Annotated in this window: 24 protein-coding genes and 2 tRNA genes; 12 read left to right on the top strand and 14 right to left on the bottom strand. The window is 45.5% G+C overall.

Annotation, left to right across the window (positions count from 1 at the left end; translation table 11 throughout):
• Positions 1–195: 195 nt before the first annotated feature.
• From V1L52_RS02850 to V1L52_RS02840, 3 genes are all read left to right on the top strand, one after another.
• The gene (locus V1L52_RS02850) at positions 196–651 is read left to right on the top strand and encodes a hypothetical protein (RefSeq protein ID WP_428770793.1); all 456 of its coding nucleotides are present in this window, start codon (positions 196–198) and stop codon (positions 649–651) included.
• A gap of 75 nt (positions 652–726) precedes the next feature.
• Positions 727–800 (top strand) — tRNA-Arg (locus V1L52_RS02845).
• A gap of 51 nt (positions 801–851) precedes the next feature.
• Entirely contained in the window at positions 852–1,136 is a 285-nt protein-coding gene (locus V1L52_RS02840; RefSeq protein ID WP_428770792.1) for a hypothetical protein, read from the top strand.
• 6 nt (positions 1,137–1,142) lie between these two features.
• Here the strand turns inward: V1L52_RS02840 and V1L52_RS02835 are convergent, their stop codons facing one another.
• From V1L52_RS02835 to prs, 3 genes are all read right to left on the bottom strand, one after another.
• Positions 1,143–2,003, bottom strand: a complete 861-nt coding sequence (locus V1L52_RS02835; RefSeq protein ID WP_428770791.1) for an MBL fold metallo-hydrolase — start codon at positions 2,001–2,003, stop codon at positions 1,143–1,145.
• Positions 2,004–2,076: 73 nt separating this feature from the next.
• Positions 2,077–2,727: an HAD family hydrolase gene (locus V1L52_RS02830; protein WP_428770790.1), complete on the bottom strand. Its 651-nt coding sequence runs from the start codon at positions 2,725–2,727 to the stop codon at positions 2,077–2,079.
• Between the two features lie 75 nt (positions 2,728–2,802).
• Positions 2,803–4,035, bottom strand: a complete 1,233-nt coding sequence (gene prs / locus V1L52_RS02825; protein ID WP_428770789.1) for a ribose-phosphate diphosphokinase — start codon at positions 4,033–4,035, stop codon at positions 2,803–2,805.
• Between the two features lie 113 nt (positions 4,036–4,148).
• Here prs and V1L52_RS02820 point away from each other — a divergent pair, with 113 nt between their 5' ends.
• Positions 4,149–4,430 (top strand): FliG C-terminal domain-containing protein, encoded by a 282-nt coding sequence (locus V1L52_RS02820; protein ID WP_428770788.1) that lies wholly within the window; start codon positions 4,149–4,151, stop codon positions 4,428–4,430.
• A gap of 4 nt (positions 4,431–4,434) precedes the next feature.
• Positions 4,435–5,865 carry a lyase family protein gene (locus V1L52_RS02815; RefSeq protein ID WP_428770787.1) on the top strand — a complete coding sequence of 477 codons (1,431 nt, stop codon included), beginning with the start codon at positions 4,435–4,437 and terminating at the stop codon, positions 5,863–5,865.
• Between the two features lie 152 nt (positions 5,866–6,017).
• Here V1L52_RS02815 and arcC read toward each other — a convergent pair whose 3' ends face one another.
• Together arcC and argF are read right to left on the bottom strand one after the other, a co-directional pair.
• Entirely contained in the window at positions 6,018–6,962 is a 945-nt protein-coding gene (arcC, locus tag V1L52_RS02810) for a carbamate kinase (RefSeq protein ID WP_428770786.1), read from the bottom strand.
• Between the two features lie 20 nt (positions 6,963–6,982).
• A complete protein-coding gene (argF, locus tag V1L52_RS02805; RefSeq protein ID WP_428770785.1) occupies positions 6,983–7,969 on the bottom strand; it encodes an ornithine carbamoyltransferase in 987 nt (328 codons plus the stop codon).
• A gap of 182 nt (positions 7,970–8,151) precedes the next feature.
• Here argF and V1L52_RS02800 point away from each other — a divergent pair, with 182 nt between their 5' ends.
• The 5 genes from V1L52_RS02800 to V1L52_RS02780 all read left to right on the top strand — a co-directional run bounded on the left by V1L52_RS02800 (position 8,152) and on the right by V1L52_RS02780 (position 11,495).
• The gene (locus V1L52_RS02800) at positions 8,152–8,742 is read left to right on the top strand and encodes a TetR/AcrR family transcriptional regulator (protein WP_428770784.1); all 591 of its coding nucleotides are present in this window, start codon (positions 8,152–8,154) and stop codon (positions 8,740–8,742) included.
• Positions 8,743–8,850: 108 nt separating this feature from the next.
• Positions 8,851–9,528 carry a hypothetical protein gene (locus V1L52_RS02795; protein ID WP_428770783.1) on the top strand — a complete coding sequence of 226 codons (678 nt, stop codon included), beginning with the start codon at positions 8,851–8,853 and terminating at the stop codon, positions 9,526–9,528.
• 46 nt (positions 9,529–9,574) lie between these two features.
• Positions 9,575–9,991 (top strand): DUF2871 domain-containing protein, encoded by a 417-nt coding sequence (locus tag V1L52_RS02790; RefSeq protein ID WP_428770782.1) that lies wholly within the window; start codon positions 9,575–9,577, stop codon positions 9,989–9,991.
• 100 nt (positions 9,992–10,091) lie between these two features.
• Positions 10,092–11,033 (top strand): mechanosensitive ion channel family protein, encoded by a 942-nt coding sequence (locus tag V1L52_RS02785; RefSeq protein ID WP_428770781.1) that lies wholly within the window; start codon positions 10,092–10,094, stop codon positions 11,031–11,033.
• A gap of 9 nt (positions 11,034–11,042) precedes the next feature.
• Positions 11,043–11,495, top strand: a complete 453-nt coding sequence (locus tag V1L52_RS02780) for a peroxiredoxin (protein WP_428770780.1) — start codon at positions 11,043–11,045, stop codon at positions 11,493–11,495.
• Positions 11,496–11,607: 112 nt separating this feature from the next.
• Here the strand turns inward: V1L52_RS02780 and V1L52_RS02775 are convergent.
• The 7 genes from V1L52_RS02775 to V1L52_RS02745 form a co-directional block, all read right to left on the bottom strand.
• A tRNA-Lys gene (locus V1L52_RS02775) sits at positions 11,608–11,680 on the bottom strand.
• Positions 11,681–11,756: 76 nt separating this feature from the next.
• Entirely contained in the window at positions 11,757–12,899 is a 1,143-nt protein-coding gene (locus V1L52_RS02770) for a hypothetical protein (protein WP_428770779.1), read from the bottom strand.
• Positions 12,900–12,920: 21 nt separating this feature from the next.
• Entirely contained in the window at positions 12,921–13,730 is an 810-nt protein-coding gene (locus V1L52_RS02765) for a hypothetical protein (protein ID WP_428770778.1), read from the bottom strand.
• Positions 13,731–13,882: 152 nt separating this feature from the next.
• Positions 13,883–14,680, bottom strand: a complete 798-nt coding sequence (locus V1L52_RS02760) for a hypothetical protein (protein WP_428770777.1) — start codon at positions 14,678–14,680, stop codon at positions 13,883–13,885.
• 91 nt (positions 14,681–14,771) lie between these two features.
• Positions 14,772–16,244, bottom strand: coding sequence for a tRNA (N(6)-L-threonylcarbamoyladenosine(37)-C(2))-methylthiotransferase MtaB (gene mtaB / locus V1L52_RS02755; protein WP_428770776.1), 1,473 nt, complete (start codon positions 16,242–16,244; stop codon positions 14,772–14,774).
• Positions 16,241–17,005 (bottom strand): tetratricopeptide repeat protein, encoded by a 765-nt coding sequence (locus V1L52_RS02750; protein WP_428770775.1) that lies wholly within the window; start codon positions 17,003–17,005, stop codon positions 16,241–16,243. The genes mtaB and V1L52_RS02750 overlap by 4 nt, the downstream gene beginning before the upstream one ends.
• A gap of 10 nt (positions 17,006–17,015) precedes the next feature.
• Complete coding sequence (locus tag V1L52_RS02745; RefSeq protein WP_428770774.1) at positions 17,016–17,378, bottom strand: bactofilin family protein; 363 nt, start codon at positions 17,376–17,378, stop codon at positions 17,016–17,018.
• A 156-nt stretch (positions 17,379–17,534) separates the two neighbouring features.
• Between V1L52_RS02745 and V1L52_RS02740 the strand changes: the two genes are divergently transcribed.
• On the top strand, positions 17,535–18,464 hold the full coding sequence (locus V1L52_RS02740; RefSeq protein WP_428770773.1) for a tetratricopeptide repeat protein: 930 nt from the start codon (positions 17,535–17,537) through the stop codon (positions 18,462–18,464).
• A 30-nt stretch (positions 18,465–18,494) separates the two neighbouring features.
• On the top strand, positions 18,495–21,188 hold the full coding sequence (greA, locus tag V1L52_RS02735) for a transcription elongation factor GreA (RefSeq protein WP_428770772.1): 2,694 nt from the start codon (positions 18,495–18,497) through the stop codon (positions 21,186–21,188).
• Positions 21,189–21,347: 159 nt separating this feature from the next.
• Here the strand turns inward: greA and V1L52_RS02730 are convergent, their stop codons facing one another.
• Positions 21,348–23,147, bottom strand: coding sequence for an L-fucose isomerase (locus V1L52_RS02730; protein WP_428770771.1), 1,800 nt, complete (start codon positions 23,145–23,147; stop codon positions 21,348–21,350).
• 119 nt (positions 23,148–23,266) lie between these two features.
• Entirely contained in the window at positions 23,267–24,244 is a 978-nt protein-coding gene (locus tag V1L52_RS02725) for a LacI family DNA-binding transcriptional regulator (RefSeq protein WP_428770770.1), read from the bottom strand.
• Positions 24,245–24,277 lie beyond the last annotated feature (33 nt).

Below are 24,277 nucleotides of genomic sequence, written 5' to 3'. Positions count from 1 at the left end.
ATTTGTTTCTATTTCAAGTAATAAATGCATTTTTTTATCTTAAAAGCCGCATTTTTTTTAATAAAAATGTTTTTTTTTAATCCCACTGCAGTAAAATCTTTTTAATTCTTTTTAATTCTATTGAAATCTCTTTTGTTCTAAGATATAATCGCTTAGAATATATTTATAATTATACATCCTGAATCGGGAGGACTTATGGCCGTATCGAAAAAAACGTTGAGCACAGTTGTTTTACAGCTCGCCCTTGCTCTTTTTTTACTTGTATCGGGTATTTTAACTCTTCAGCTCGACGGCGGTTTTTGGGGTAAACTCCAAGCGGGTGTCGGCGGCAACGAAGTGGCATCGGCCGTCAGAGGTCTTTTGAAAGGAGACCCCGCAAACATCGTTATCATTGCGATAGGAATCTGCGAATTGATTGCCGGTATCTTTTTACTGGCAAACTTTTTTGTCGACACCGGAAAGGTTACCAACACCTTTGTCTTCATTATAATCATCATGTGGATTGCGGTGATTGCCCTGATTGACGTTATGGGAAAAGGCGGCCTCTTATACGGCGCCTTCAATTCGGCGGGCTCGTTTTTATCTTTTTTAAAAAGTCTGTCGGCACACTTGCTGGTGTTGGGAGCCCTGTTTACCGTGTGGAAACGCTGATTATCCGGCCTTCGTACGTTTAAAACAAACCGGCTTGTCCGAAAAAGCAATCGGTTTTCCGGCAAGCCTCTTATCGGTCCATTAGCTCAGCAGGATAGAGCGGCTGCCTCCTAAGCAGCAGGTCGCACGTTCGACTCGTGTATGGGCCATTTACTCCGGTATTACTTGACATACCGGCCCTTGTAGGTTAACCTGAATATATGTACGACGATACATTCGACGAAGAGGACGATTTCGAAGAAGACTTTTATGCCGACATTCCGGATGAAGCCTTCTACTATGAAGAATCGGCTCATAAATACGGTTTTAAACTCGGTTATAAAGAAGCGTCGGAGGGCATAGACTCCGAAAGCACGGTTGAAAATTTTAACTATCCGAAAGACGCCGATCCGGAAGCTGTTGAAATATTTAAAGATGCGTATTTTGAAGGTGTCGATAAATTCAACAGCGAATTCGATGACGACGAAGAGGATGAATGGGATTAAGCCGGGCTATTTTCGCTTTTGAGTTTTACCGAAACCGTAATAACAGCCTCTTTCCGTAAATCCGGCAAAGCCGTCTTGGCTCGCGTTGAATTTATCCATACCGTCTCCGTAATGACATAAAAACATTTTACGTTTTACATCTTCAGGCAGGGTTTTTAGTTCTTCATAGGATGCATGTACGCCGCCGGAAAAAAACTGACAGTCGTGGAATATCCATTCAATACCGGGGTAACGGCGCAGTATAAAATCAAAAAGGTCCGGATCAAAGCGGGTATCGCCCGAAAATAAAATACGCTCGTCAACCAGAATACCGCAGGAATAAAAAGACTGCTTCCAGCTTCCCGTATTATCGGGGATATGTTTTGTGCGGTACAGCTTAATATCGATGCTTCCGCATGAACTTTGATACAGCGGACGCGGACGGGCCGAAATCAGTTCGGGCTTAATTTGCGTAAAATAGTCGTCAAAACTTAAATACTGTCCGTTTGTATATTCCCCGTAGGACATTCCGCCCCTCAGCGATTGATTCCACAAAATATTCTTATAATAATCCGTAATAATAATTGAAGGTTTCGCCTTTGTTGCGTAGCGGCCCATTAAACCCGCCTCTTCCAAACCTCCTATATGATCCGCATGGGAATGGGTAATAAGGAGATTCCGTACTTTCGTAATATTTGAATTGTACATGTAAAAAGCATAAGGACACATCGTTCCGCAGTCTACGAGTAAATGATCCTTGCCCTTAATAATAAGTAGATTTGTTTGAAAATATTTTTTTGAAAAAGCGCTTCCCGTTCCTACAAAAAAGAACTCCAACTCGCCGTCGTTTTCAAAATGAATTGTATCTGCAAAGGGTTTTATTTCCATATGACTATTATAGCACAGTTCACCGGATTTTTCAGGAATTTACCGAAGATTTTAAATCACCGCTTCCCGATAATCAGTGTATTGCCAATACACTGTGCAGCTTGTATACATCCTTAACTCCGTCGACAAGAATCCCTCCCATTCCCATTTCCAGGGGAACGGCTATATCTATATCGTAGCGGTCTCCTATACTTATACACCGCTCAACGGAAACACCGGCTTGCTTTGCGGCAAGGTCGAATATTTTTACGTCGGGTTTCGATATGCCGCAGGTATCAAGACCGAGTACACCGCTGAAAAAGGGGTCCGCCCCCAAGGCGGTGAGGGTTTTACGGCCTACCGAAACGGGATTGTTCGTAACACAAATAAGTTTATAAGATGCGCTAAGGTTTGCAAGAGCGTCGCACAATTTTTTATCGGCTTTTAAATAACGAGCGGGCTCTATCAATTCTTTACGCCATGCAATACTTTCGCTTATGGGAACCCCCATATCTTTTAACACGTTGCCCATGGACAGCTGTTTGCCGCCGTGAAGTTTAGCCCACTCTTCGCGGTATGATTTCACCATTTTAAGCGCTTTTTTCAGCTCCAAATTGCGGGTTTCGGCAAAGCGGCGGATTTGACAGTCCGTCTGTTCTTTTATATATTTCGTGTGCGAGTACAGGGTTCCGTCTATATCAAAGATGAGCGCCGCCGTTTTTTCCGGTATACGGTAAATGGTCATAACTGCTCCCTCCCTTATAAAGCCGTATTAAACGCCGGGGATGTCTGAAAGCCGTATGTTTTCAGACACATTGATTTATTTTACCAGTTTTTCAATAATATTGCGATTATCCAAAAGATGGCTCAAAGATTGATTGTGATGAAGGCGCGCAATAATATTTGCAAACAAGCCGCTTACATCGGTATTGATATACCACTCGCAGTTTAAAAGCTCTTCGTGATACACGGCGTTCGTTCCGATTATTCGATAAAAGTGCCCTTTCGCATAGGCTTCATTGAACAGTTCAATCGCATTGCCGGTAAAAAAGGGCAGACTGATTGCCGCAATTACCTTTGTCGCTCCCTGTTCTTTAAGGAATTCCATCGCTTTTAAAAGAGTGCCGCCGGTACCGAGCATATCATCGGCTAAAAAGGCGACCTTACCGTGAACGTCTCCGAGCAGTTTTATCGATTTTATATTCGTATCTTTTGCATTTTGCGTAACGATTGAATAATCGCGCTCTTTATAAATCATCGCAAGGGGTTTTTGCAAGCCCGCCGAATAAAATTTATTGCGGTCAACCGCACCCGTATCCGGAGCGACAATAACGATATCTTCCGTGTTACCCGTCAAATCGACCAGCTTCGTAAGTTCGCGAATAATTTGATAGCTTGCGTGCAGGTTTTCCAAGTTAATGCGGGAAAAGGCATTTTCTATTTCGCGCGAATGGATATCAAGGGTAATGATACGGTTTACGCCCATATTCTCGTAAATATGGCCTAAAAGACTGGCCGTCAAGCCTTCTCTTCCCTTTTTTTTGTGCTGGCGGCTGTACGGATAAACGGGCACGACAAGGGTAATCTTTGAAGCCCCCGCCTGGCGTACCGCATCGATTGTAACGAGCATGGACATAATATGGTCGTTAACCGAAAGCGAGCATTTATTTTTACCGCCGTTTAAGCTCAAAACCTGATGATTTTCCACATCCTGGAAAATATATACGTCTTTTCCGCGTATACAGCTTTTAATTTCGGTTTTGAACTCGCCGTTCATAAAATATGTAAATTCCGTTTCCGTTTTAAAAAGCGGTGCGCGATAGGAATCAACATTACCGCGTACACAAAGGTCGGCTGTTTTTAAATCATTAAAATAATTTATATCTTTTACAAGTTCGTCTTTTTCTTTTGCATAACGTTTTAAAATCCCGTCGGATTTTAAATTAAATCGATGTTTATAAATATGCCGTAAATGTGCAATCACGGCATCCGCAAAAACCTGTCCGCCGGGACAGGCTATAACGGCAAGATTTGTAGGGTCGCAATAGGGCATGGCATCCTCTTTTTTATGTACCTATCTTAGTTATATCACGCTTTTCGTTTTTTGTATAGTCAATACCGCTCGTATATGTTATACTGTAATAAATTCAGTATGCGGAGGATAATATGGTGCCACGCTCGTTTGAAGATTTACTTACGGCGGATACAGCCGTTGTACAAAAGACAATAGCCGAATTTTCCATACGGGATACGGTACTTGCGCTCAAAGGCGCATCTCCGCAAATGAATGAGTTTATTGAAGGCCTTATGCCGAAAGAGGACGCGGCCGCGCTTACTGATGAAAAGATGAGAATAGGTACGGTTCCTCTCATTCAAGTGGAACAAGCGCAGGAACGTATTTTACAAACATATCTCCGCTTTTTACAAGCAGAAAAAGAGAGTCTATAACATTATGGAATCACGCAGTATTTTTTTAAACATTTCTCCCTTGGACCACCGCTATTCGCTTTCGGAAGCGAAAGTTTTTAACGATTTATCTTCATATATTTCCGAGCAGGCGGCCGTTATTTCCTGCGCCAAGGCCGAAACCGCCCTTATAAAGGCTCACCTTAAAATGCGCGGTACACTCGATGCGGAAACCGAAGAAAAACTCGACACCGTTGCATGGACAATTGACCCTGCGCGCGTTTATGCCGAAGAAGAAAAAACAAAACACAATATACGCGCCCTTGTAAACGTGCTTAAAACGATGGTTCCGAGTGAAACGGCGCCTCTGGTACACTTGGGCGCAACCAGCGTCGACATTTTGGATACGGCCCTTTCGATGCGTATACGGGACTGCGTGCAGCAGGTTATTTTACCCGTATTGCGCGGCTTGGAAAAACACCTGTGCGACATAGCCGAACGGGATGCCGAAGTTCCGCAAACGGGGCGCACCCACGGCCAGCATGCGGTACCCGTAACATTCGGCTTTGCAATCGCCGAATATGTAAGCCGGTTGGGAAAATCGATTATCGAAATAGAGCGCTTGTCAAAAAATTTGCGCGGAAAACTTGCAGGTCCGGTCGGCGCCTACAACGGTACATCCATGCTCGTAAAAGACCCGGAAGAACTTGAGCGTTTATATTTGGGCTATTTGGGACTTCAACCTTCCGAACATTCAACCCAGCTTGTGGAACCCGAATATCTTTTGCGCCTCTTACTGGAATGCAATGTGGCTTTCGGCATTTTGGCAAACCTTGCCGACGATTTACGCAATTTGCAGCGCAGCGAAATCGGCGAAGTATTCGAATATTTCAGTGCCGATCAGGTAGGTTCTTCAACCATGCCGCAAAAGCGCAACCCTTGGAACAGCGAACACGTAAAATCCTTATGGAAGGCTTTTGCACCGCGCGTTATGACTTTTTTTATGGACCAGATTTCCGAGCACCAGAGAGATTTGACAAACTCGGCAAGTCAGCGTTTTGTCGCCGACTACTTAACGGGCTTTACCCTCGCCGCGGAACGTATGAAAAACGTTGTTGCCGGCCTTAATGCGGATGCCGAAGGCATGATGCGCAACTTAAACGCGGCAGGCGGTAAGGTAAAAGGCGGCATTCTTGCGGAGCCCGCCTATCTTTTGCTTGCCGAAAGCGGCGTTTCGGATGCCCACGAAGTTATACGCAAAATTACCCTCGATGCGGAACACTCCGGCATAAGCTTTTTTGAAGCCCTGCAAAAGCAAAAGGAAACCTTTGAGCGTATCACCGCCCGCTTGGAAATGCTCGGTATAGAGGATGCAGCTTCGTTTTTTGAAAAACCCGAACGCTACCGCGGCCTTGCAGCCGAAAAGGCCCGCTCATTGGCGGCAAAATACCGCAAAATTGCCGAAGCGGATACCTAAGCCGCAGTAAAATACCCTACCTGCTGAAAAAAAACTGCAAAACGGGGCAGTCACGCAGGGGACGCGGGAAACGCAAAGGCTCTACGGGAACTAACGAGCCCTCTTTTTTATTTTCTTTGCGAATTTGGCGTGCCCTGCGGTTTTCCCCGCTTTCATTTGTACAGCCTTGTACCGGTTTTACCGTGCAGGGCTTCTTTTGCCTTTTCGAGGGAGGTGATAAGCGCTTCGCTTCCCTCACCGGAATGTTCCAAAAAGTCCACACAGGCTTCGATTTTCGGGAGCATGGAGCCGGGGGCAAAATGCCCTTCTTTTATACGGCGCGTGGCATCCTCGCAGCTTAAAGCATCGAGAGCTTTTTCAGAGGGCTTATTAAAATCAAGACACACCTTTTCTACGGCGGTTAAAATAATCAGCATATCCGCTTTCAGCTCCCGTGCAAGAAGGGCGGCAGACCTGTCTTTGTCGATAACGGCGGGAATACCGCTTAACCGGCCGTCCTTATTTTGAATAACCGGTATACCGCCGCCTCCGACAGTAATAACGAGGGTGCCGCCTTCGCTTAAGGCTTGAACCGTATCAAGTTCGATAATCTTTTTAGGAAGAGGAGAAGGTACTACCCTCCTCCAGCCGCGCCCTGCATCTTCGGCAAATACAAAACCCGTTTGAGCGGCAATGTGTTCGGCTTTTTCTTTAGACATAAAGCTTCCGATAGGCTTTGAAGGCTTGTCGAAAGCGCCGTCGTTTTCATCGACAAGTACCTGCGTTACAAGACATGCACAGTTTCGCTTTATGCCGCGTTTTTTCAGTTCGTTTTGTACGGCTTGGGCAATGTGGTAACCGATATAGCCCTGCGACATGGCTCCGCATTCGGGAAAGGGCATGGAAGGAGTACCGCCTCCTTTTTCAGAGGAAAAATCGAAGGCGGCATTTATCATACCGACTTGAGGACCGTTGCCGTGGGCAATGATAATGCGGTGTCCTTCTTCGGCAAGAGAAGCAATTACCGAAGCCGTATGTTCGGTCAGCTTGAGTTGTTCTTCGGGTGTATTACCCAATGCGTTTCCGCCCAAAGCTATAACAAGCGTTTTTGTTTTCATAAGATTATCCCGGCTCATCTTTATTTTAAAGTCGCATACATAACGGCCTTTATCGTATGCATGCGGTTTTCCGCCTCGTCGAAGACAACCGACTGTTCCGACTCGAATACTTCATCCGTAACTTCCATTTCAGGCAGCCCGAATTTTTTTGCGATTTCGGCTCCGATACTCGTATTCGTATCGTGAAAAGACGGAAGACAGTGCATAAAAAGAGCCGTCGGTTTAGCCTTTGCCATTAAGTCCTTATTGACTTGATATTTTTTTAATGCGGCAATGCGCTCTTCCCATACGCTGTCGGGCTCTCCCATCGACACCCAAATATCGGTATAGATAATATCCGTATCGGATGCCCCCTCGTCAATGTCGGATGTAAAACGCAGGGTCGAGCCCGTTTTTGCCGCAATTTTTTCGGCTTCCCGTATCAGCTCGGCCTTAGGATACAGGTGAGAAGGAGCGCAGGCGGTAAAGTTCAGCCCCATCTTTGCGCAGCCTATCATCATCGAATTGGCGACGTTATTTCGCGCATCTCCCATAAAGGTAAAATTTAAACCGCGAAGCCGGCCCAGCTTTTCTTCTATGGTTAACAGGGCTGCAAGCACTTGGGTCGGATGAAAGTCGTCGGTCAAGCCGTTCCAAACGGGAACACCCGAATAGCGTGCAATATCTTCAACAATCTTTTGCGAAAAACCGCGGTATTCAATACCGTCGTACATACGTCCGAGAACGCGCGCGGTATCGGCAATGCTTTCTTTTTTCCCCATCTGGCTTGAGCCGGGATCCAAAAAGGTTACCCCCAACCCCAAATCCATAGCCCCCACTTCAAAAGCACAGCGGGTACGCGTCGATGTTTTTTCAAACAGCAATACTATATTTTTTCCCGTCAAATAACGGTGAGATACCCCCGCCATTTTCATCCGTTTTAATTCAGCGGATAAATCGAGTAAATACCGAATTTCATCCGAGGTAAAATCAAGCAGTTTTAAAAAATTTCTTCCGCGCAGATTCATAGCATCTCCCGTAAAAAGTTAAGAAAGTGTCAGCCTTCATAATGAAATGAATTGTAAAATTTCGACTGCACTTTGTCAATGCAAAAAGCCGGACAAAAGCAGGCCGCAAGACCCTTTTTTATTTTTTTTGCAAAGACTGCCGAGGATAAAAAACACTTGACAAAAAATAAAAAAAGGTTATAATGAACAACGTTCAGTTTAAGGAGGCTTGTATCAATACGGCGGCAACATCGAAAGAAGAAATACTTGAAGCATGTAAGGCGATAGTGTCCGAAAAGGGCTTGGCCGCTTTAAATATGCGCGCCGTTGCAAAACGCTGTAATATAGCGCTGGGTTCGGTATATAATTACTTTTACTCAAAAGACGCTTTGATTATGGCTGCGGTTGAAAGCGTATGGCACAGTATCTTCGGTACCGCATCAAAATACAAGCCGGGCATTTCGTTTACCGAATATATGGAAGCCGTTTTTAAAAAAATCAAAAAGGGAACGGTGAAGTATCCCGACTTTTTTACCGCACACTCGATGAACTTTACCGGAAACTCCAAAGAGGAGGCCCGGAAAAAAATGTATGGTTATTTTTCATCGGTAAAAAGGGAAATGCTCTGTATATTACAAGCGGATACGGCCGTCAAAAAAAATCTTTTTTCCAAGGACTTCAGTGAAGAAGATTTTACCGACCTTGTATTGACGAATTTTATCGGCTTGTTGATTTTGCAAAAACAGTCGTGCGCTGTATTGATAGCGGGTATACGAAAAATCATATACCCTTAATTGTGTAAAAAGCCGGATCCGCGTAAAAATCCGTTTGATTTTTCCGGATACCGGTTTTTATATACCACAACATGAACATTGTTCATATTTATTTTCGGAGGACGAAATATGCAGGCAATTATGGAAACGATTTTTGATTTTATTTATTTACCGACGGTTATTATCCTCGGTATTCTTATGATCAAAAATGCAAAGGGGCAAAAACAGTTTTTGCTCTACGGAATTATGGCTGTTACCCTGGGATTCGGAGATGCTTTTCACCTTATTCCCCGTTCGACAGCCCTTTTAACGACGGGACTTGAAAATCATGTTGTATCCCTCGGTATCGGAAAATGGATCACCTCGGTAACGATGACCCTTTTTTATGTTTTGCTCTATCACGTATGGCGCGAGCGCTACGGTATTACCGAGAAAAAAAACATAACGGCAGCGGTATATATACTCTCCGTACTGCGCATCGTACTTTGCTTTATGCCGCAAAATGCATGGACAAGTCCGGTTTCCCCGCTTTCATGGGCTATTTACCGTAACATTCCCTTTACGATTCTGGGGCTTTTAATTATCGTTTTATTTTACAAAAGTGCAAAAGAAAACAACGATAAGGCATTCGGTTTACTTTGGCTTACCATCGTACTCAGCTTCGGGTTTTATATTCCGGTTGTTCTTTTTTCGGATACCTTTCCGCTTACCGGTATCTTAATGATTCCCAAAACCTGTGCCTATGTATGGACTGTTGTCATAGGTTTTCAGGCAATGAGAAAAAACGATACGGGTACGGCACGTTAAAGATTTTGAGCCAGGTCTCATTGAAATGTTTTTCACAGGAGAAAAAATGAAAAAATATTTGGATACGGCATTTATCTATGCCTTGGCTGCCGCCGCAGGCGGTGTCTTTTACCGGGAATTTACAAAGTGGAACGGCTTTTCGGGTACAACCGCTTTGGGCAAGGTACACCCTCACCTCTTCCTCTTGGGCATGGTGATTTTTTTACTTGCCGCCCTGTTCAGCGCCCATAAGGATTTATCTGAATTTAAAACCTTCCGCACCTTTTTGAAATTGTACAATATCGGAGTACCCCTGACCGCCGTTATGATGGTAGTACGCGGCATACCTCAGGTATTGAACATAACGCTTTCAAAGGGCCTCGATGCATCCATATCGGGCATTGCGGGCATAGGCCATATTTTAACCGGTACGGGTTTAATTTTATTTTTGCTTTCGCTAAAAAAAGCATACGCCGAAAAATAATGCCGTAAAAAACACCGGGGCCTTGCTAAACCAAAGGTTTTAACAAGGCCCTTCTCTTTTCCTATTCTCATTTTTTTCTACTTGTGATACACTTTTTTGTATGAACACATTAACAACATCTCTTGAAAAATTCTTTTTATCGGTAACCGGATTTAAAGCGGATCTGAGCGCTGCCGGCTTATGGAAAGCAGCCCAATTTGTCATGACGCTTGCGCTTATTTACATTTTTTTCAAAATACTCAGCGTCCTTGTAAAAAAATTCATTATCCATAAATCCTCATTGCAAACCCAGCATATTGTCAATAAAATCATTCACTACAGTGCCTTTACCGTTATTGTTGTAACGATATTTAATCGGCTCGGTATCAACATCAGCGCCATATTGGGTGCGGCGGGAATAGCCGGTATCGCCATCGGTTTTGCAGCCCAAACGTCAATTTCAAACGTTATTTCGGGTCTCTTTGTCATTACGGAACGCGCCTTTAAAATCGGCGATATTATCGAAATAGCCGGAACCATCGGTACCGTACAGGCAATCAATCTATTATCCGTGGTCTTAAAAACCTTTGACAGCCAATATGTGCGGGTTCCCAACGAAACCATAATTAAAGCAAACCTCATAAATTACTCGCATTTCCCTTTCCGCAGGGTGCGAACGGAATTATCGGTTCCTTACGGTACCGATTTGAGCAAACTTGAACAACTCCTGTTGGACACGGCCAAGCGAAATCAGTTTTGCGTGGATGACCCGGCCCCCTCATTGTTATGGTCGGCTTTTTCACCTTCAGGTGTCAACCTCACCCTGCTTACATGGACAAAAATCGATGATTTTGTGAATCTGCGCAACTCGATTTTTATCGATGTAAACGACACTTTGAAAAAAGCAGGTATCGAGATTCCCTTTACACAAACGGACATCCATATCAAAGATTTTCCTCAGGATTTTTCGGGAAGCAAAGCAAATCCCCAAAAAACGGCTGTAAAAAAAACGGCTGTAAAAGAAACAAAGGCGGCTGTAAAATCAACCGCAAAAAAACAATAAGGAGGCAATATGCTTACGGAAGGAACAAAGGCACCCGACTTTACGCTGCCGGACCAAAACGGTACCGTGCACAGCTTAAAAGACTATGCGGGAAAAAAGATTATTTTATATTTTTATCCGAAAGACAATACGCCGGGTTGTACAAAACAGGCTTGCGGATTTGCGGAATTGTACCCGCAATTTACCGAAAAAAATGCGGTTATATTGGGTGTAAGTAAGGACGGAGTTGCGTCTCATAAAAAATTTGAAAACGATTTTAACCTTCCCTTTACCTTGCTTGCCGATACGGAGTTAAAGACAATCAAAGACTACGACGTATGGCGGGAAAAAATCATGTACGGGAAAAAGAGCATGGGAATTGTGCGTACTACCTATTTGATTGACGAAAAGGGCGTAATCGCAAAAGCTTTTACAAACGTCAAGGCTCCCGAAAACCCCGCACAAATGCTTGCCGAATTGTAAATAGGCCGAGACACTCCCGAATATTAAAGTAATAAAAGCGCAAGCGGCTTTCGAAGCAAGGTGTCCGCTTATAAAAAAGGCCGTTCCGAAAGCTTCCGGAACGGCCTTTTCATGAGCCACACGTGATTCGAACACGTGACCCACGCCTTAAAAGGGCGTTGCTCTACCTACTGAGCTAGTGGCCCATCGCATTCTCAATTTGAATGCTCGACCAGCATAACTCATCTCGGTAAAAGTGTCAATACCCCTTTTATATAATAATCAATATTTTATGAGCATCGAAAATCCCGTATTCAACTGAGGATTATAACCGGGCTCGAAGCCGAGTTCTTTTCCGAAAATCGAAAAGTCCATTTTAAACTTGCCCAAGTTCAATCCTACTCCCGCGGCCGGATACATTTCATTTACCCCGATACGCAAGGCGATGATTTTAAAGAGAACCAATTCCGTTCCGAAAGACAGTTCAAGGACGGGGTTTCGGTACAGGGCGTTTTTACGGAAAAACCGCCATATATTATTATAGTCGGCATAGACCGCCCATTCGGAAATAATACCGGCGGTAATCTTCGAAATAGGAATATCGGCCTTCAGTCCGAATCCCAAACGGGGCTCTATGAGAGCGTAGGTGAATTTTCCGCCGTTTTGTCCGAATTCGACAATTTTAGGATAGGTTTTTATCCATACGGGGGCATACAAATCCTGCCATACCGCGGCAATGCTTAAAAAATCAAATACCTTATATTGAACGCCGAGGTCAAGGCCGAAGCCGAATGACAGATAGGCCGGAATATCCGCCCAAGCGGAATTCATAACCAAGTCTATAACACCCTGATCATACAGGGTTTCAAGCTGGCTCATCGCACGGCCAGAAAAACCGATCGATAAAATACCGGCACTGCCCAAATCGAGGGGATATCCGTAACCGAGAACAAGCCCCAGTCCGCCCCCGCCGCGCACATCGGAGCGCCCGATCGAAAAGATATTTGCGTCAACGCCAATCGTGTTCACAAACCCCCAGCCGAAATTATTACGAACGGCACCGAAGGTTAAGGGGCCTCCGATTTTGACACCTAAGCTCAAGCCCGATTCGCCGATAATACCGCCGATTGAATTTTGCAAGTCCGCCGGATTGCCTCCGCCGGTCAGAGTTTTAGACATGTCGAACAGTTTATTAAGAGGACCGCCCAAGCCCATAGCCGCAATCGGGGGCCAAAGCGTTTTCTTTTCGATAAAGCCGAGGGCGGCGGGATTTGAAAAGAGGCTGTATACCGATGTCGTATCCGTAAAATAAGGGCCTCCGAAAGCTTCGGAGCGGGTTTCTACCGGTTCGATACGCCGCGGCGTATACGCAAACAGTACGGAAAAAGCACATAAGACCAAAAAGAAAGATATAATTTTTTTCATTGTAAAACTCCGTTTTTAATTTTAAAAAGCGCCCAATATACTCTCGAGGGGAACCGCGCCTAAAAGCTTTATATTTTTCGGGTCAAGACCGGGTCTGGTAACCGTTTGTCCTGCCGAATCCTGCGCATTTGCGGCACCCGACAAAAGTTTTGCCGCATTTACGGCGGCTTTAAGCGTGTCTTTGTCCTCCTGAGAAGCACTCGCACCGAGCATTTTAGTTACAATCGTATCCGCAGTATCGTCTTTAAAGCTAAGATTTCCGCCGCCTGCTTGTATATTTTGTTTAATTTTATCATAACCGCCGTTTTTTGCCGCAACCTGCACAATTACGGCAACAGCGGCATTGGCCAGCGCATCGGGCTTGGCGTTTTTCATTGCTTCGTTGTCGCTTAAAAGCTGCGTCGAAGCGGTTGTATCAAAGGTATCGATGCCGTTTAAAAGATTTTTTACAAGCTGCTCGGGATTTCCCCCGCCGCCGCCTGTAAGCGTTTGGGCTTCTTCCAGAATTTGGCTTACTTTTTTCATAGGAAGGGTTGCATCCAAGGTTAAATTTAAAGCGGCTTCTTTATCGCCGAGGGGAAGAGCCTTTAATTCCTCAGGGGCTTTTTCCGACAATAAATCCAATACGGCTTTAACGGTTTCATTGTTTGAAGCATTCGGTCCCTGTGAAAAAGCCAAGAGTTCGCTTGCCGATGCCTTTTTCAAAAAATCCTTTTGATTCCGTTGAAACGGTTTACCCAAGGAAGTGGTAAACATTTGACAGGAAGAAAAGAGGATTAAAAATAAAACACAATGGCAGATAAACAAAACGTTTTCAAACTTTTTTTTCATATGTTCCTCCGGATAAAACAAAATATCGAACAAAGAACGGTGCGGAACGAAAACCGCGCCCAATCCTTTTTCGAAAGCCTTATTATACTATGAGTGTAACACATTTTCGCCGCGAAAGCAAGAAAAATCGGGACAAACAAAGTTTTAGAAACTCATTTACCGAATCCCGCCAAAAATGTGTCAAGCGGAATTAAGCCGATAAATTTTGTCTGCGACGCATCAATAACCCTTAAAACCGGTATTTCGGCCGATGATTTGACCGATTCTCCCGATAAGAGTTTAATCGCCGTCAGGGATGCCCTAAGGGCCGCTTTTTTTTCTTCAAAACCGGATTGTCCGCCGAGTATCTTATTGATAATTGTGTCAACGGAATCGTTTTTAAAATCAATATCATGAGCTGCCGAATCATATATATCGGCGGTTGTCTGTATAAGCAGGGCAAGAGACGCATCGACTAAAACCGAAGAATCCGCAGAACGCATAACCTCCGTATCGGTTAAAAGAGCGGAAAGCGCCGAAGTATTAAAGGTATTTATACCGTCAATTAATTTTATAATGATACGGCCCGCCTCTTCATTGCTCAGGCCTCCATCCACGGCGATTAAAGCTTCCTGCGTTACGCTCTTTAAAGTACTCATCGGAAACGAAACGTCCATTGCAAGCTTTAAGGCGGTTTCCTTATCACGCAATGATAAGGCTGTCAATTCCTCAATATCCGTACCGGCCAATAAGTCCATCAAAGCCTTTGTTGTTTCAGGCGAAGACGCATAGGGCGTACGGGAGAACTCTATCAATTCGGAAGCGGAAGCTCTTTTCAAAACGGCGGTTTGGTTTCGTTTAAGGGCTTTTCCCAGCGGTGTCGTAAAAACGGAACAGGAAGCACCCGTAAAGGGAAGTAACGCGGACACGGCTATAAAAACGTATAAGGATGTGTATTTAAAAAACTTCATATAGAGGCCTCCTTACCTTAATTATAACATTTTTTCAAGAATTAAACAGAAGAATTTTTCAGCAGGGGGTACAGTCTTTGTACCCAAGGAATCAATGTGCCGAATGTTCATCCAAAGCGGCAAAGGCTTCGCAGTCTTCGCCTTGAAAACCCGTTTCATTCACGGCCTTTATATAAAGTGTAACTTCACTTCCTCCGAGATGTTCGGGGGTGTTATCACGCGTCTTCAAACCGAGCGGCGATTCGGAAGCTCTTTGGACACGAACGTGCAAAAAATTCTCGGTAACCGCCCGTACCTCACCTTTACGGAATTTTTCGATAACGGCTTTAAATCGTTTTCCGATACAGCCTTCTATATAAGCTTTTTTTTGCGCTTCGGCAATCAGGGTCAACTCATATACCCGCTTGTGCGCTTCACGGGGGGAAACGCTTTCTTTCATAGTGCAGGCGGCCGTTCCCGGACGGGGCGAAAAGGGAAAAGCATGTATCCACGAAAAATTACACGAGCGGCACAAATCAAGGGTGTGCTCAAAATCTTCGCGGCTTTCACCGGGAAAGCCCGCAATAATATCGCAGGCAATAAAGGCAAACGGCTTTACGGAACGCAGACGCTCAACCGCTTGACGAACGCAATCGGCTTTATAGGGGCGGCGCATAGCGGTTAAAACCTTATCGCTTCCGGACTGCACCGAAAGATGAAAATGCGGCCGTATACGCCCGTCGGATAAGACGCGGCATAAAGCATCATCTACGATCTGCGGGTGCAAACTTGAAAGCCGAAACGCTATACGCGCGGTATGTTCCAAAAGATAGGCAAGAAGGGCGGAAAGGCCGCCTCTTTCAAAACGGTACTGCCCCAGATTTACTCCGGTTAAAACAACCTCGGGGTGTCCGGCTTTTTCGAGCTGTAAAACCCGTTCGAGTACGGTATCGGCTTGCAGAGAAACCGAGGGACCGCGCGCAAAACAAATACGGCAATAGGAACAGCGGTTATCGCAGCCGTCCTGAATTTTAAGGGAGGGCCTCGAGTGCTGCAAAAAAGTATCGGTTGAAAGGACAAAGGCCGCCTTTTTAAGTTCTTGCGGCTGCAAATCGGGCTTAAATCCGGATGCTTCGTCATAAAGGGAGCGCAGTTCCGCGGCAAGAAGCTCTCCCGCACAAAGCCCGTGTCCGCCGCTTCGCTGCGTGTATGCACGTAAAAATGCGGGAAGCTGCACCAGGGCGTCTTTACGGCGGCCGCCCAATACGGCAATTCTTTTATCGATGGCGCTTAAAAGCAGAGAATCGAGCTGGGCATAACAGCCGGTAACGAGGATTGCCGCACAGGGATATTTTTGCAAAAGAAGCCGTATAAGCCGCCTGCATTTTTGCTCGGCCTTTGCGGTAACGGTACAGGTATTAACAATGCATAAAAGAGTATGCGCATCGGAAGAAGAGGCGGATGTAACCGTCCCCATCCTGCAGTCGAAGCCCCCCTCGGAAAAGGCGCGGGCCGCACTTTCGGATTCGATTTGATTTAATTTACAACCGAGCGTTTCAAATCTGACAGTCGGATTTTGCTTCATAAACGGGCGCGGACCCTGTCTCTGCCCCGTAAAGCGTCGGCTTGTCCCGCGTTAAGTTCCAAAGCTTTTTCGTATGCGGCCGCGGATAAGGCAAAATTTCCGGCCATTTCGCGCGCATAGCCGAGCCGTGTCCACCAATAATCATAGAGGGGTTCGGTACGGACAGCCTGAGAAAAGGCTATATCGGCATGGTTGTAGCGCGCAAGGCGAATGTAAATCTCTCCCATGAAATAGTAGGATTCACCCAAGCGGCTCCCCTTTTCTCCGACCAGGGAAATATATTCCTGAAACAGTGCCAAAGCTTCGCGGTTTTGCCCCAAATAAAATTTCGCTTCGCCCAGAATTTCAACCAGACGCTGGTCATATTGCGATATTTTACGTCCCTGCAAAGCCCAGTATTCGGCTTCGGAATACTGACGGTTACGCACCAGGCTCCAGCACAAAACGACATAAGATTCTATATTATTCGGTTTTTCTTTTATTTCCTGTTCGCATACGGCAACGGCTTCGGCATAGCGACCGGCCGTATATAATTTTAAAGCGTCGGGCTTTTGCCGTTGGGTGTTTTGGGCGGGAGCGGGACGGGAAGGCCGCTGAACTTCGGCAGGCGCAATGCGTTCTTCACCCGGATTTTCAGCCGGATTTTCCGCAGAGGCGGGTGCGGACTGCAAAACTTCGCTTAAAGCCGGACTTTCCTGAGCAAAACAAAAAGCGGTAATTACAAAAAAAACAAGGCATAAAAAAGCATTTTTTTTATTCATATCAACCTCATTAACTTTGCAGCATGGTACAGCGGCCTGAAAAAACACTGCCGGGTTCAAGCACCACCTTTTCGGAAGTAATATCGCCGAAAACGGAACCGCCGGAAGTAACGAAAACCAGTCCCTTTGCTTCTATATTACCCGTAACCTTACCGCGTACCAAAACGCGCCGGGCGGTAATATCCGCCGTTACGCAAGCACCGCTGTCTACTACGAGGTCGCCCGTTGCGGTAATGGAACCGTCCATAGTCCCCTTAATCATAAAAGGCCGGGTAAAACAAATGCTCCCCGAAAACGTTATATCGGAAGCCAAAACGGTATCGAAATCGTCTTCTTCCAAATCGAAAAAATCGGTGTCTTTTACTTCAAACATTGTTCAATAATACACCGAAGCGGCTTTACAGTCAACAATGCAAAAGACCTCTGTCGGCGTGCATATTTAAAGAAATCAATGTACCCTATAATCGATTTTGATGCAATTACCGTAATTGACTAAAAAGGCCTAATCTGCGATAATATATAAGATATTATGGGTATTCCGTCCGAGACAGAATTAACCGCAGCTTTCAATTTGCTAAAAGAGGGAAACCCCCGAAAAGCGAAAGCGGTATTGGAAGAAGTATTATCCGGAGCGCTTGAAAACGAAGAAATTCTGTTTGCAGTCAAGTGTGCCGGTTATTGGACCGACGTATTCCGAAAAGCCGAAGCGGTTGCGGACGCATATGAGCGCGCCGAATTATTGCTGAGTGAATGGAAAAACTTCAGCGCCTATATACGTCAGGGCAGAATTTTTGAACGGGCTTTATTTGCGGTAAAAACGGGTGTATGCACAACGGCTTTGGAGCTCTACCGCGGCATGCTGAATGAAAAAAATAAAATGTTAAAAGCCGAGGTTTTGTCGAAGGCGGGATTGTGTAACAAGCTTTTGGGTAACTACGAAACGGGGATAGCCCTTTTTCAGGAAGCGAATACGCTCAACCCGCAATCCGCAGACATATTGGCCGAATTGGCGGATTGTTATGCGCTGAGCGGAGAAGAAAAAACGGCGAAAGTGCTTTTCCGAGAGGCTTTTTTTGTTGAACCGCAAAAAGTGGATAATTCCTTTTTGGAATCAGAATTATTTTGCCGCCTTGCCGAGCGCACGGCGGAACAGGGATACAGCGGCGGCGCTCTACAGGAATGGATTCCCGTATACGGCGTACTCTACGGTGTTTTTAACATAAAACGGGAACTGCGGGCACTGGAAGCCGGAAAGCTTAAGCAGGCGGTGTTTTCCCTTGAAAACGAATTAAAGGAAGCCGGAGACGAAGCCGATTTGATTGTACCGCGCCTTATAAACCGTTATTTTTGGCTTATAGACCATTATATAACGACAAACGGCGAACGGAAGCGCATAAACGAGTTATTATTGAAGATAAAATTATTGGACGGTTCGATATACGATATGTATACGGTGTAAAACGGGCCTAATCTACGGAAGGAGAAAAATATGTCGGAAACTTTGATTAAATCCGTTCAGGATATGCTGAATGAAGAAAAGTGGACTCGAGCGGCAATCGGTAATTATACAAAAAACCACTTTATAGAACTGGCAGCCGTTGTCGAAAAAGCCCGCTCGGAAAACTGCATGGACGAAGTGCAGGCTGCCTGCGATGAACATCTTTCACACACAAAAAACAGCATTATCGCCCTCTACATTTCCGGTATGCTGGGCCTTAAGAAAAAAACACTCGACAATTCCCCGCTTATATCGCTTGTAAATATTTTTCAGGACAATCATAAAAATCCGATTGTTATCTATTTGTGCGAAAGCATTTTGGATGAAGATGAAAGCAATAAATTCGCCCTTCGGACTTTGGCAAACGCATACCGCGAAGAAAACAGCGACAAAATTTGGGATGTATACGAAAGTCTTGTAAAACTCGATTACGAAGAAGCCGATATTGCAAAACTGTTGGCCGAAAAATACGAAAAAGACGGCAATACGGAAGATGCCGTTGATTACTATAAAAAGGCCCTGCTTCGTTACGTAAACCGTAAAACTTTAAATCAGGTCAAGGAAATATGGACAAAGCTCGTATCCCTTATCCCTGAAGAAATAGACTTTTTTTACCTTGTGCAGCGCAAAATCGCAAAATCGATAAGCGATATACGCAGCGCCGCATTAATGCAGGAATTATTCGTATACTACAAAGAAAAAGGCGACTGGGATACGGCAATCGATATTATAAAACTGATTTTATCGGTAGACGAAAAGGATTCGGCGGCGCGCAAAGATTTGGTTGAATGTTTCCGAGGTAAATACGCCGACCACAGCCGTTTGGAAGACTATATCCGCGTATCGAACTTAACCCAAAGCTGGCGCAACGTATTTGAAGCCCTCGGCGATTTTGAAAAACACATTGCCTTTGATGCAAAAAACTTCGTCTTTCACCGCTCATGGGGTGTCGGTCTTATACGTAAAGTGGAAGATGACGATTTGGTTATCAACTTCGGAAAAAAATTCGGCGTGCGCAATATGTCGCTTAAAATGGCCGTCAATGCCCTGCAGCCCCTGCATAAAGACCACATTTGGGTTTTAAAGGCTACCAAATCAAAAGAAGAATTGGCAAAAATGATTAAAGCCGATAAGGCATGGGCTTTAAAAGTCATTATAAAGAGCTTCGGCAATAACTGCGACTTTAAGCGCATAAAGGCCGAATTGGTTCCCACGATTTTAACCGCCGGTGAATGGACAAGCTGGAACACGGGCGCCCGCAAAGTGCTCGAAAACGACCCGACATTCGGCGTCAATCCCAACGATATTACCATGTACACCGTGCGCGACAGGGCCATTTCTCAGGAAGAAAAACTGTCGAACGAGTTTAAAGCGCAAAAGAACTTTTTTATGCGTATCGATATTTTAATGCGTTTTGCCGAAGATGCCGACCCCGAATCCGAACTTTTTGCCGATATATTTTCGTATTTTACCGGTTATCTTCGCGCTTTTTCGTCGGTCAACGAGCAAACGATTGCGGCTTTTTTGGTTATCAAACGCATTGTAACCCGCTTCCCGCACATGAACCCCGGTATTTCCTACACCTTCGAGCAGCTGTACAATGAAATCGAAAATCCCAATGCCGTATACCTTGCGTTAAAAGATACCAAAAACACCTATTTACGCAAAGACTTTATCAACTGTATACGCACTCTGCTGGTTGATTGGCCGAAACAATATGTCCGTTTATTCCCGACCGTCTTGCAGGCCGATATGCTTACCGCATTGCTGAATAACGGACACAAGGATTTGGTAAGCCGCCTAGCCGTCACCAGCTTTGAAAACTACCGCGATTACCGGGAAGCGGTTATTTTCTTTTTCCGCGACTGCCAAAATGAAGAATGGTTTACCGAAACCGGCATAAGCTTTGAAAAACAGCTTATCACTTTGATTCACATTTTGGATTTAAGTTACCGTGAAATCGCAAACCACCGCGATACAACGGAAAACCGCAAAATCAACCGGCATATCCAGCTTTTGCTGTTCAAAGAAAACACCCTGCTCAACTATATGCTTGAAAACGACGAGGATACGATTACCCGCTTATATACGCTGGTAAACGATGTGCGCGACTTGGATCCGGCAATCAAAATGAATATGCGTAACCGCATTTTGGAAAAACACTCCGGCTTTAAGTTTTACGGCATGGAAGAAAAAACCGTTGTAACGCGCGGCCTCATCGTTACCGCAAAAATGATGGATCAAAAGAAAAAGCAGCTTGAACACATCGTTTCCGTCGAAATTCCGGAAAACTCCAAAGAAATAGGAGAAGCCCTTGCCCAGGGCGACTTGCGTGAAAACGCCGAATACAAGGCCGCAAAAGAACGCCAGCAGCAGCTAAACGCTTCGGCATCGCGCTTACAGGACGAAATCGACCGTGCGCAGGTATTCGACCCGTCAACCATTACAACCGCCCGCGTTTCGTTCGGCAATACGGTATTTTTGCATAATAAAGAAAGCGGAGAAGAAGAAGAATACACGATTTTGGGCCCCTGGGAATCGGATCCGGACAACAAAATCATTTCGTATATGTCGCCCTTCGGAAACGCATTGATGAACGCAAAAGAAGGCGATGAGCTGAATTTTGAAATCAACGAGCAAAATTACGCTTATACCGTAAAAGGCATCAAAGCGGTTAAGTTTTAAAAAAAAGGTTGTCAATAAGGTAAAAGCCTTTTTGACAACCCACAACAACAAGGCAAAACCGGAACCGTTCAAAAACATAAGTTTTCGGACAGTTCCGTTTTCCTTGTTTCGGGAAAAGGCTGCCCGGGAAAATCCCGAGGGCGGCCTTTTTTATTGTTTTCAGTACTGTCCGTACATGGGGCCGTATGCCTTACATGCGCGGTAGTCCTGTCCTTCTTTATCCATACCGAATGCATTCCATGCGGCGGGGCGGAACACCTTATCCTCCGGCACGTTGTGCATACAAACGGGAATGCGCAAAATTGAACAAAGGGTAATCAAGTCCGCTCCGATGTGTCCGTAGCTGATGGCACCGTGATTTGCGCCCCAGTTGTTCATAACGTCGTATGCGGAAGTAAAGGCACCCTTACCCGTAATGCGCGGGGCAAACCAGGTGCAGGGCCAAGTGTAGTTTGTACGCAGCCAAAGCTTATCGGTTACTTCATCCGGCAGCAAGACGGTCCATCCTTCGGCAATTTGGATAACCGGTCCTAAGCCTTTTACAATGTTCAAACGGGTCATCGTTACGGGCATTTCGGCGTTCGTTACAAAGCGCGAGGAAAAACCGCCTCCGCGGAAATAGCCGAAGTCGGCGGCACACCACGTGGTTGCTTTAAGACAGGCTTTTTGATCTTCTTCGGTAACTTCCCAGAAAGGTTTCATGATGCCGTTGCCTTTTTTATCTTTCATTTCGGCACTCGCATCCAAACAGCTGGCTCCGGAGTTGATAAGGTGCAAAAAGCCGCCGGCATCTTTTGCAACGCCTTCCAATTCGTAGCCGGAAGCTTTTTTAACCGCATCGGCGCTCCAATAAGTGCGTACGTCGGAGAATATCTGAGCTGTACCGGTCAGGAGTTTTCCGAACAGCATGGAAACGCCGTTTAAGGTATCGTTTTCGGTTGCCAAAACATAGGGCTCTCTCGCGCCGTTCCAGTCGAACGAAGAGTTCAGCATGGCTTCGGGGAAGTCGCAGTTCGGATAAAAGTCCGTCCACTGGCGCTGACCCTGGAAACCGCCAACGATTGCATTGTGTCCGACCTTTTCTTCAGAGCAGCCTTCCGGAAGATTTTGATTGCCGTTGTACAAATCTTTGATGATACACATCATTTTAACGACAAATTCCCATGATTCGGCTTTTTCCTTATCCGACTTTTTCATATTGGCCGGATTCATATCCACGCCTTCGGGACAATGCTTTTTTGTCCATGCAAGGGCTTTTTCGTATTCTTTTTTATCGTAGATACCTTCGGTCATGCGGCGGATAATTTCCACTTCGTCAACGGATTCGACGCGCATACCCAGGTAGCTTTCAAAGAATGAGGGGTCGATGATGGAACCGGCGATACCCATACAAATCGAACCGATTTGTAAGTATGATTTTCCGCGCATGGTTGCGGCTGCAACGGCGGAACGGGCAAAGCGCAAAAGTTTTTCCTGTACGTCTGAAGGAATATCTTTTGCATCGGCTTCCTGTACGTCGTGTCCGTAAATACCGAATGCGGGCAATCCTTTTTGTGCATGGCCTGCCAAAACGGCGGCCAGATAAACGGCACCGGGGCGTTCGGTTCCGTTAAACCCCCATACGGCTTTAATGGTCATCGGATCCATGTCCATGGTTTCCGAACCGTAGCACCAGCAAGGCGTTACGGTTAAGGTAATGTCTACGCCGGCCTTTTTAAATTTTTCGGCGCAGGCAGCCGCTTCGGCAACGCGTCCGATGGTTGTATCGGCAATAATAACTTTAACGGGCTCACCGTTTGTATAGCGGACATGCTTTTTAAAAAGCTTTGCGGCCGCCTTTGCCATGTTCATCGTCTGTTCTTCCAGAGCGGCGCGAACGTTAAGCGGTCCCTGTCTTCCGTCGATAGTGGGGCGAATACCGATGATAGGATATTCACCGATAAGTCTGCTTTTTGCCATATATGTACCTCCTACGGCAAGTCAATTAGGAAAATAACGCTCAGCGAAAGCAAAGCTTTATTTCCGTCAAGTACCGGAAACGCTTCGGCAGCGGCCGGTACTCTATAATGCGAAACCCGTCAACGTTTAATAAGCGTTGTAGGCAATCGTATTTCACGATATTCCCTTTCGGGATTGCGAATGCGTTCAAGCATCAATTCCGCAGCCTTTGTTCCTATATCCTGCATAGGCTGAGCGACAAAATATCTGCACCAGGAAATAAGCGAAGAATAATAGACATCGTCAAAGGCCGCGAAAACTATTTTTTTTTGCACCGCTTCACTTTCTTCCATTACCCGTTTTGCAGCCCCGAGCGTTACCATAAGGTTTACGCAAAAGTAGGCATCAGGCGGAGTCCTACGCGCAAGCATTATATCCATAGCCTTATAACCGCCCTCCAGGTTCATCCCCGTTTGCACGACAAGATTGTCATCAACTTTAAAGCCCGCCCCATGCAATGCTTGAGAATAGCCGTCGAAGCGCTCATGGCTGGTCATCGAATCGGTATGCCCGCCGATAAAGGCTATTCTTTTAAAACCGTCGGCTATGAGGGCACAGACGGCTTGGCGGCTTCCGCCGCTGTTATCCACCAAAACGCAGTCGGTGGGTAAACCGCTGAAATTGCGGTCAACCAAAACAAGGGGAATATCCTTATGAACGCGTTTAAAATGGCTGTATGAGGGGCTTACGGGAATGGCTATAATACCGTCGACAAACTGACCGGCAAGATAATCAAGTCGTTTTTTTTCAATTGCAACGGAATCGTTGGAACAACACAAAATCATCGAGTATCCGGCTTGGCGCAAAACTTTTTCCACGCATTCGCATAAAAACATAAAAAAATAGTTGGACAATTCGGGGGCTATCACCCCGATTGTTTTGCTTGTTCCCATTTTTAAATTACGGGCAGCCGGATAAAGGCGGTATTTTAAACGGGCAATGGAAGTGTTTACGGCTCGGCGTTTTTCTTCGGAAACCTTTGTGTCATTATTCAATACACGCGACACCGTTGCGGTTGAAACTCCTGCATCGTGAGCAACATCTTTTATCGTAACCACTTCCGTAACTTCCCGTTTTAAGAATCCTTTTGT

Source organism: Treponema sp. HNW (genome assembly GCF_050320395.1).
In the GTDB taxonomy this organism is placed as follows: domain Bacteria; phylum Spirochaetota; class Spirochaetia; order Treponematales; family Treponemataceae; genus Treponema_C.
This window is presented reverse-complemented; position numbering and strand designations above follow the sequence as displayed.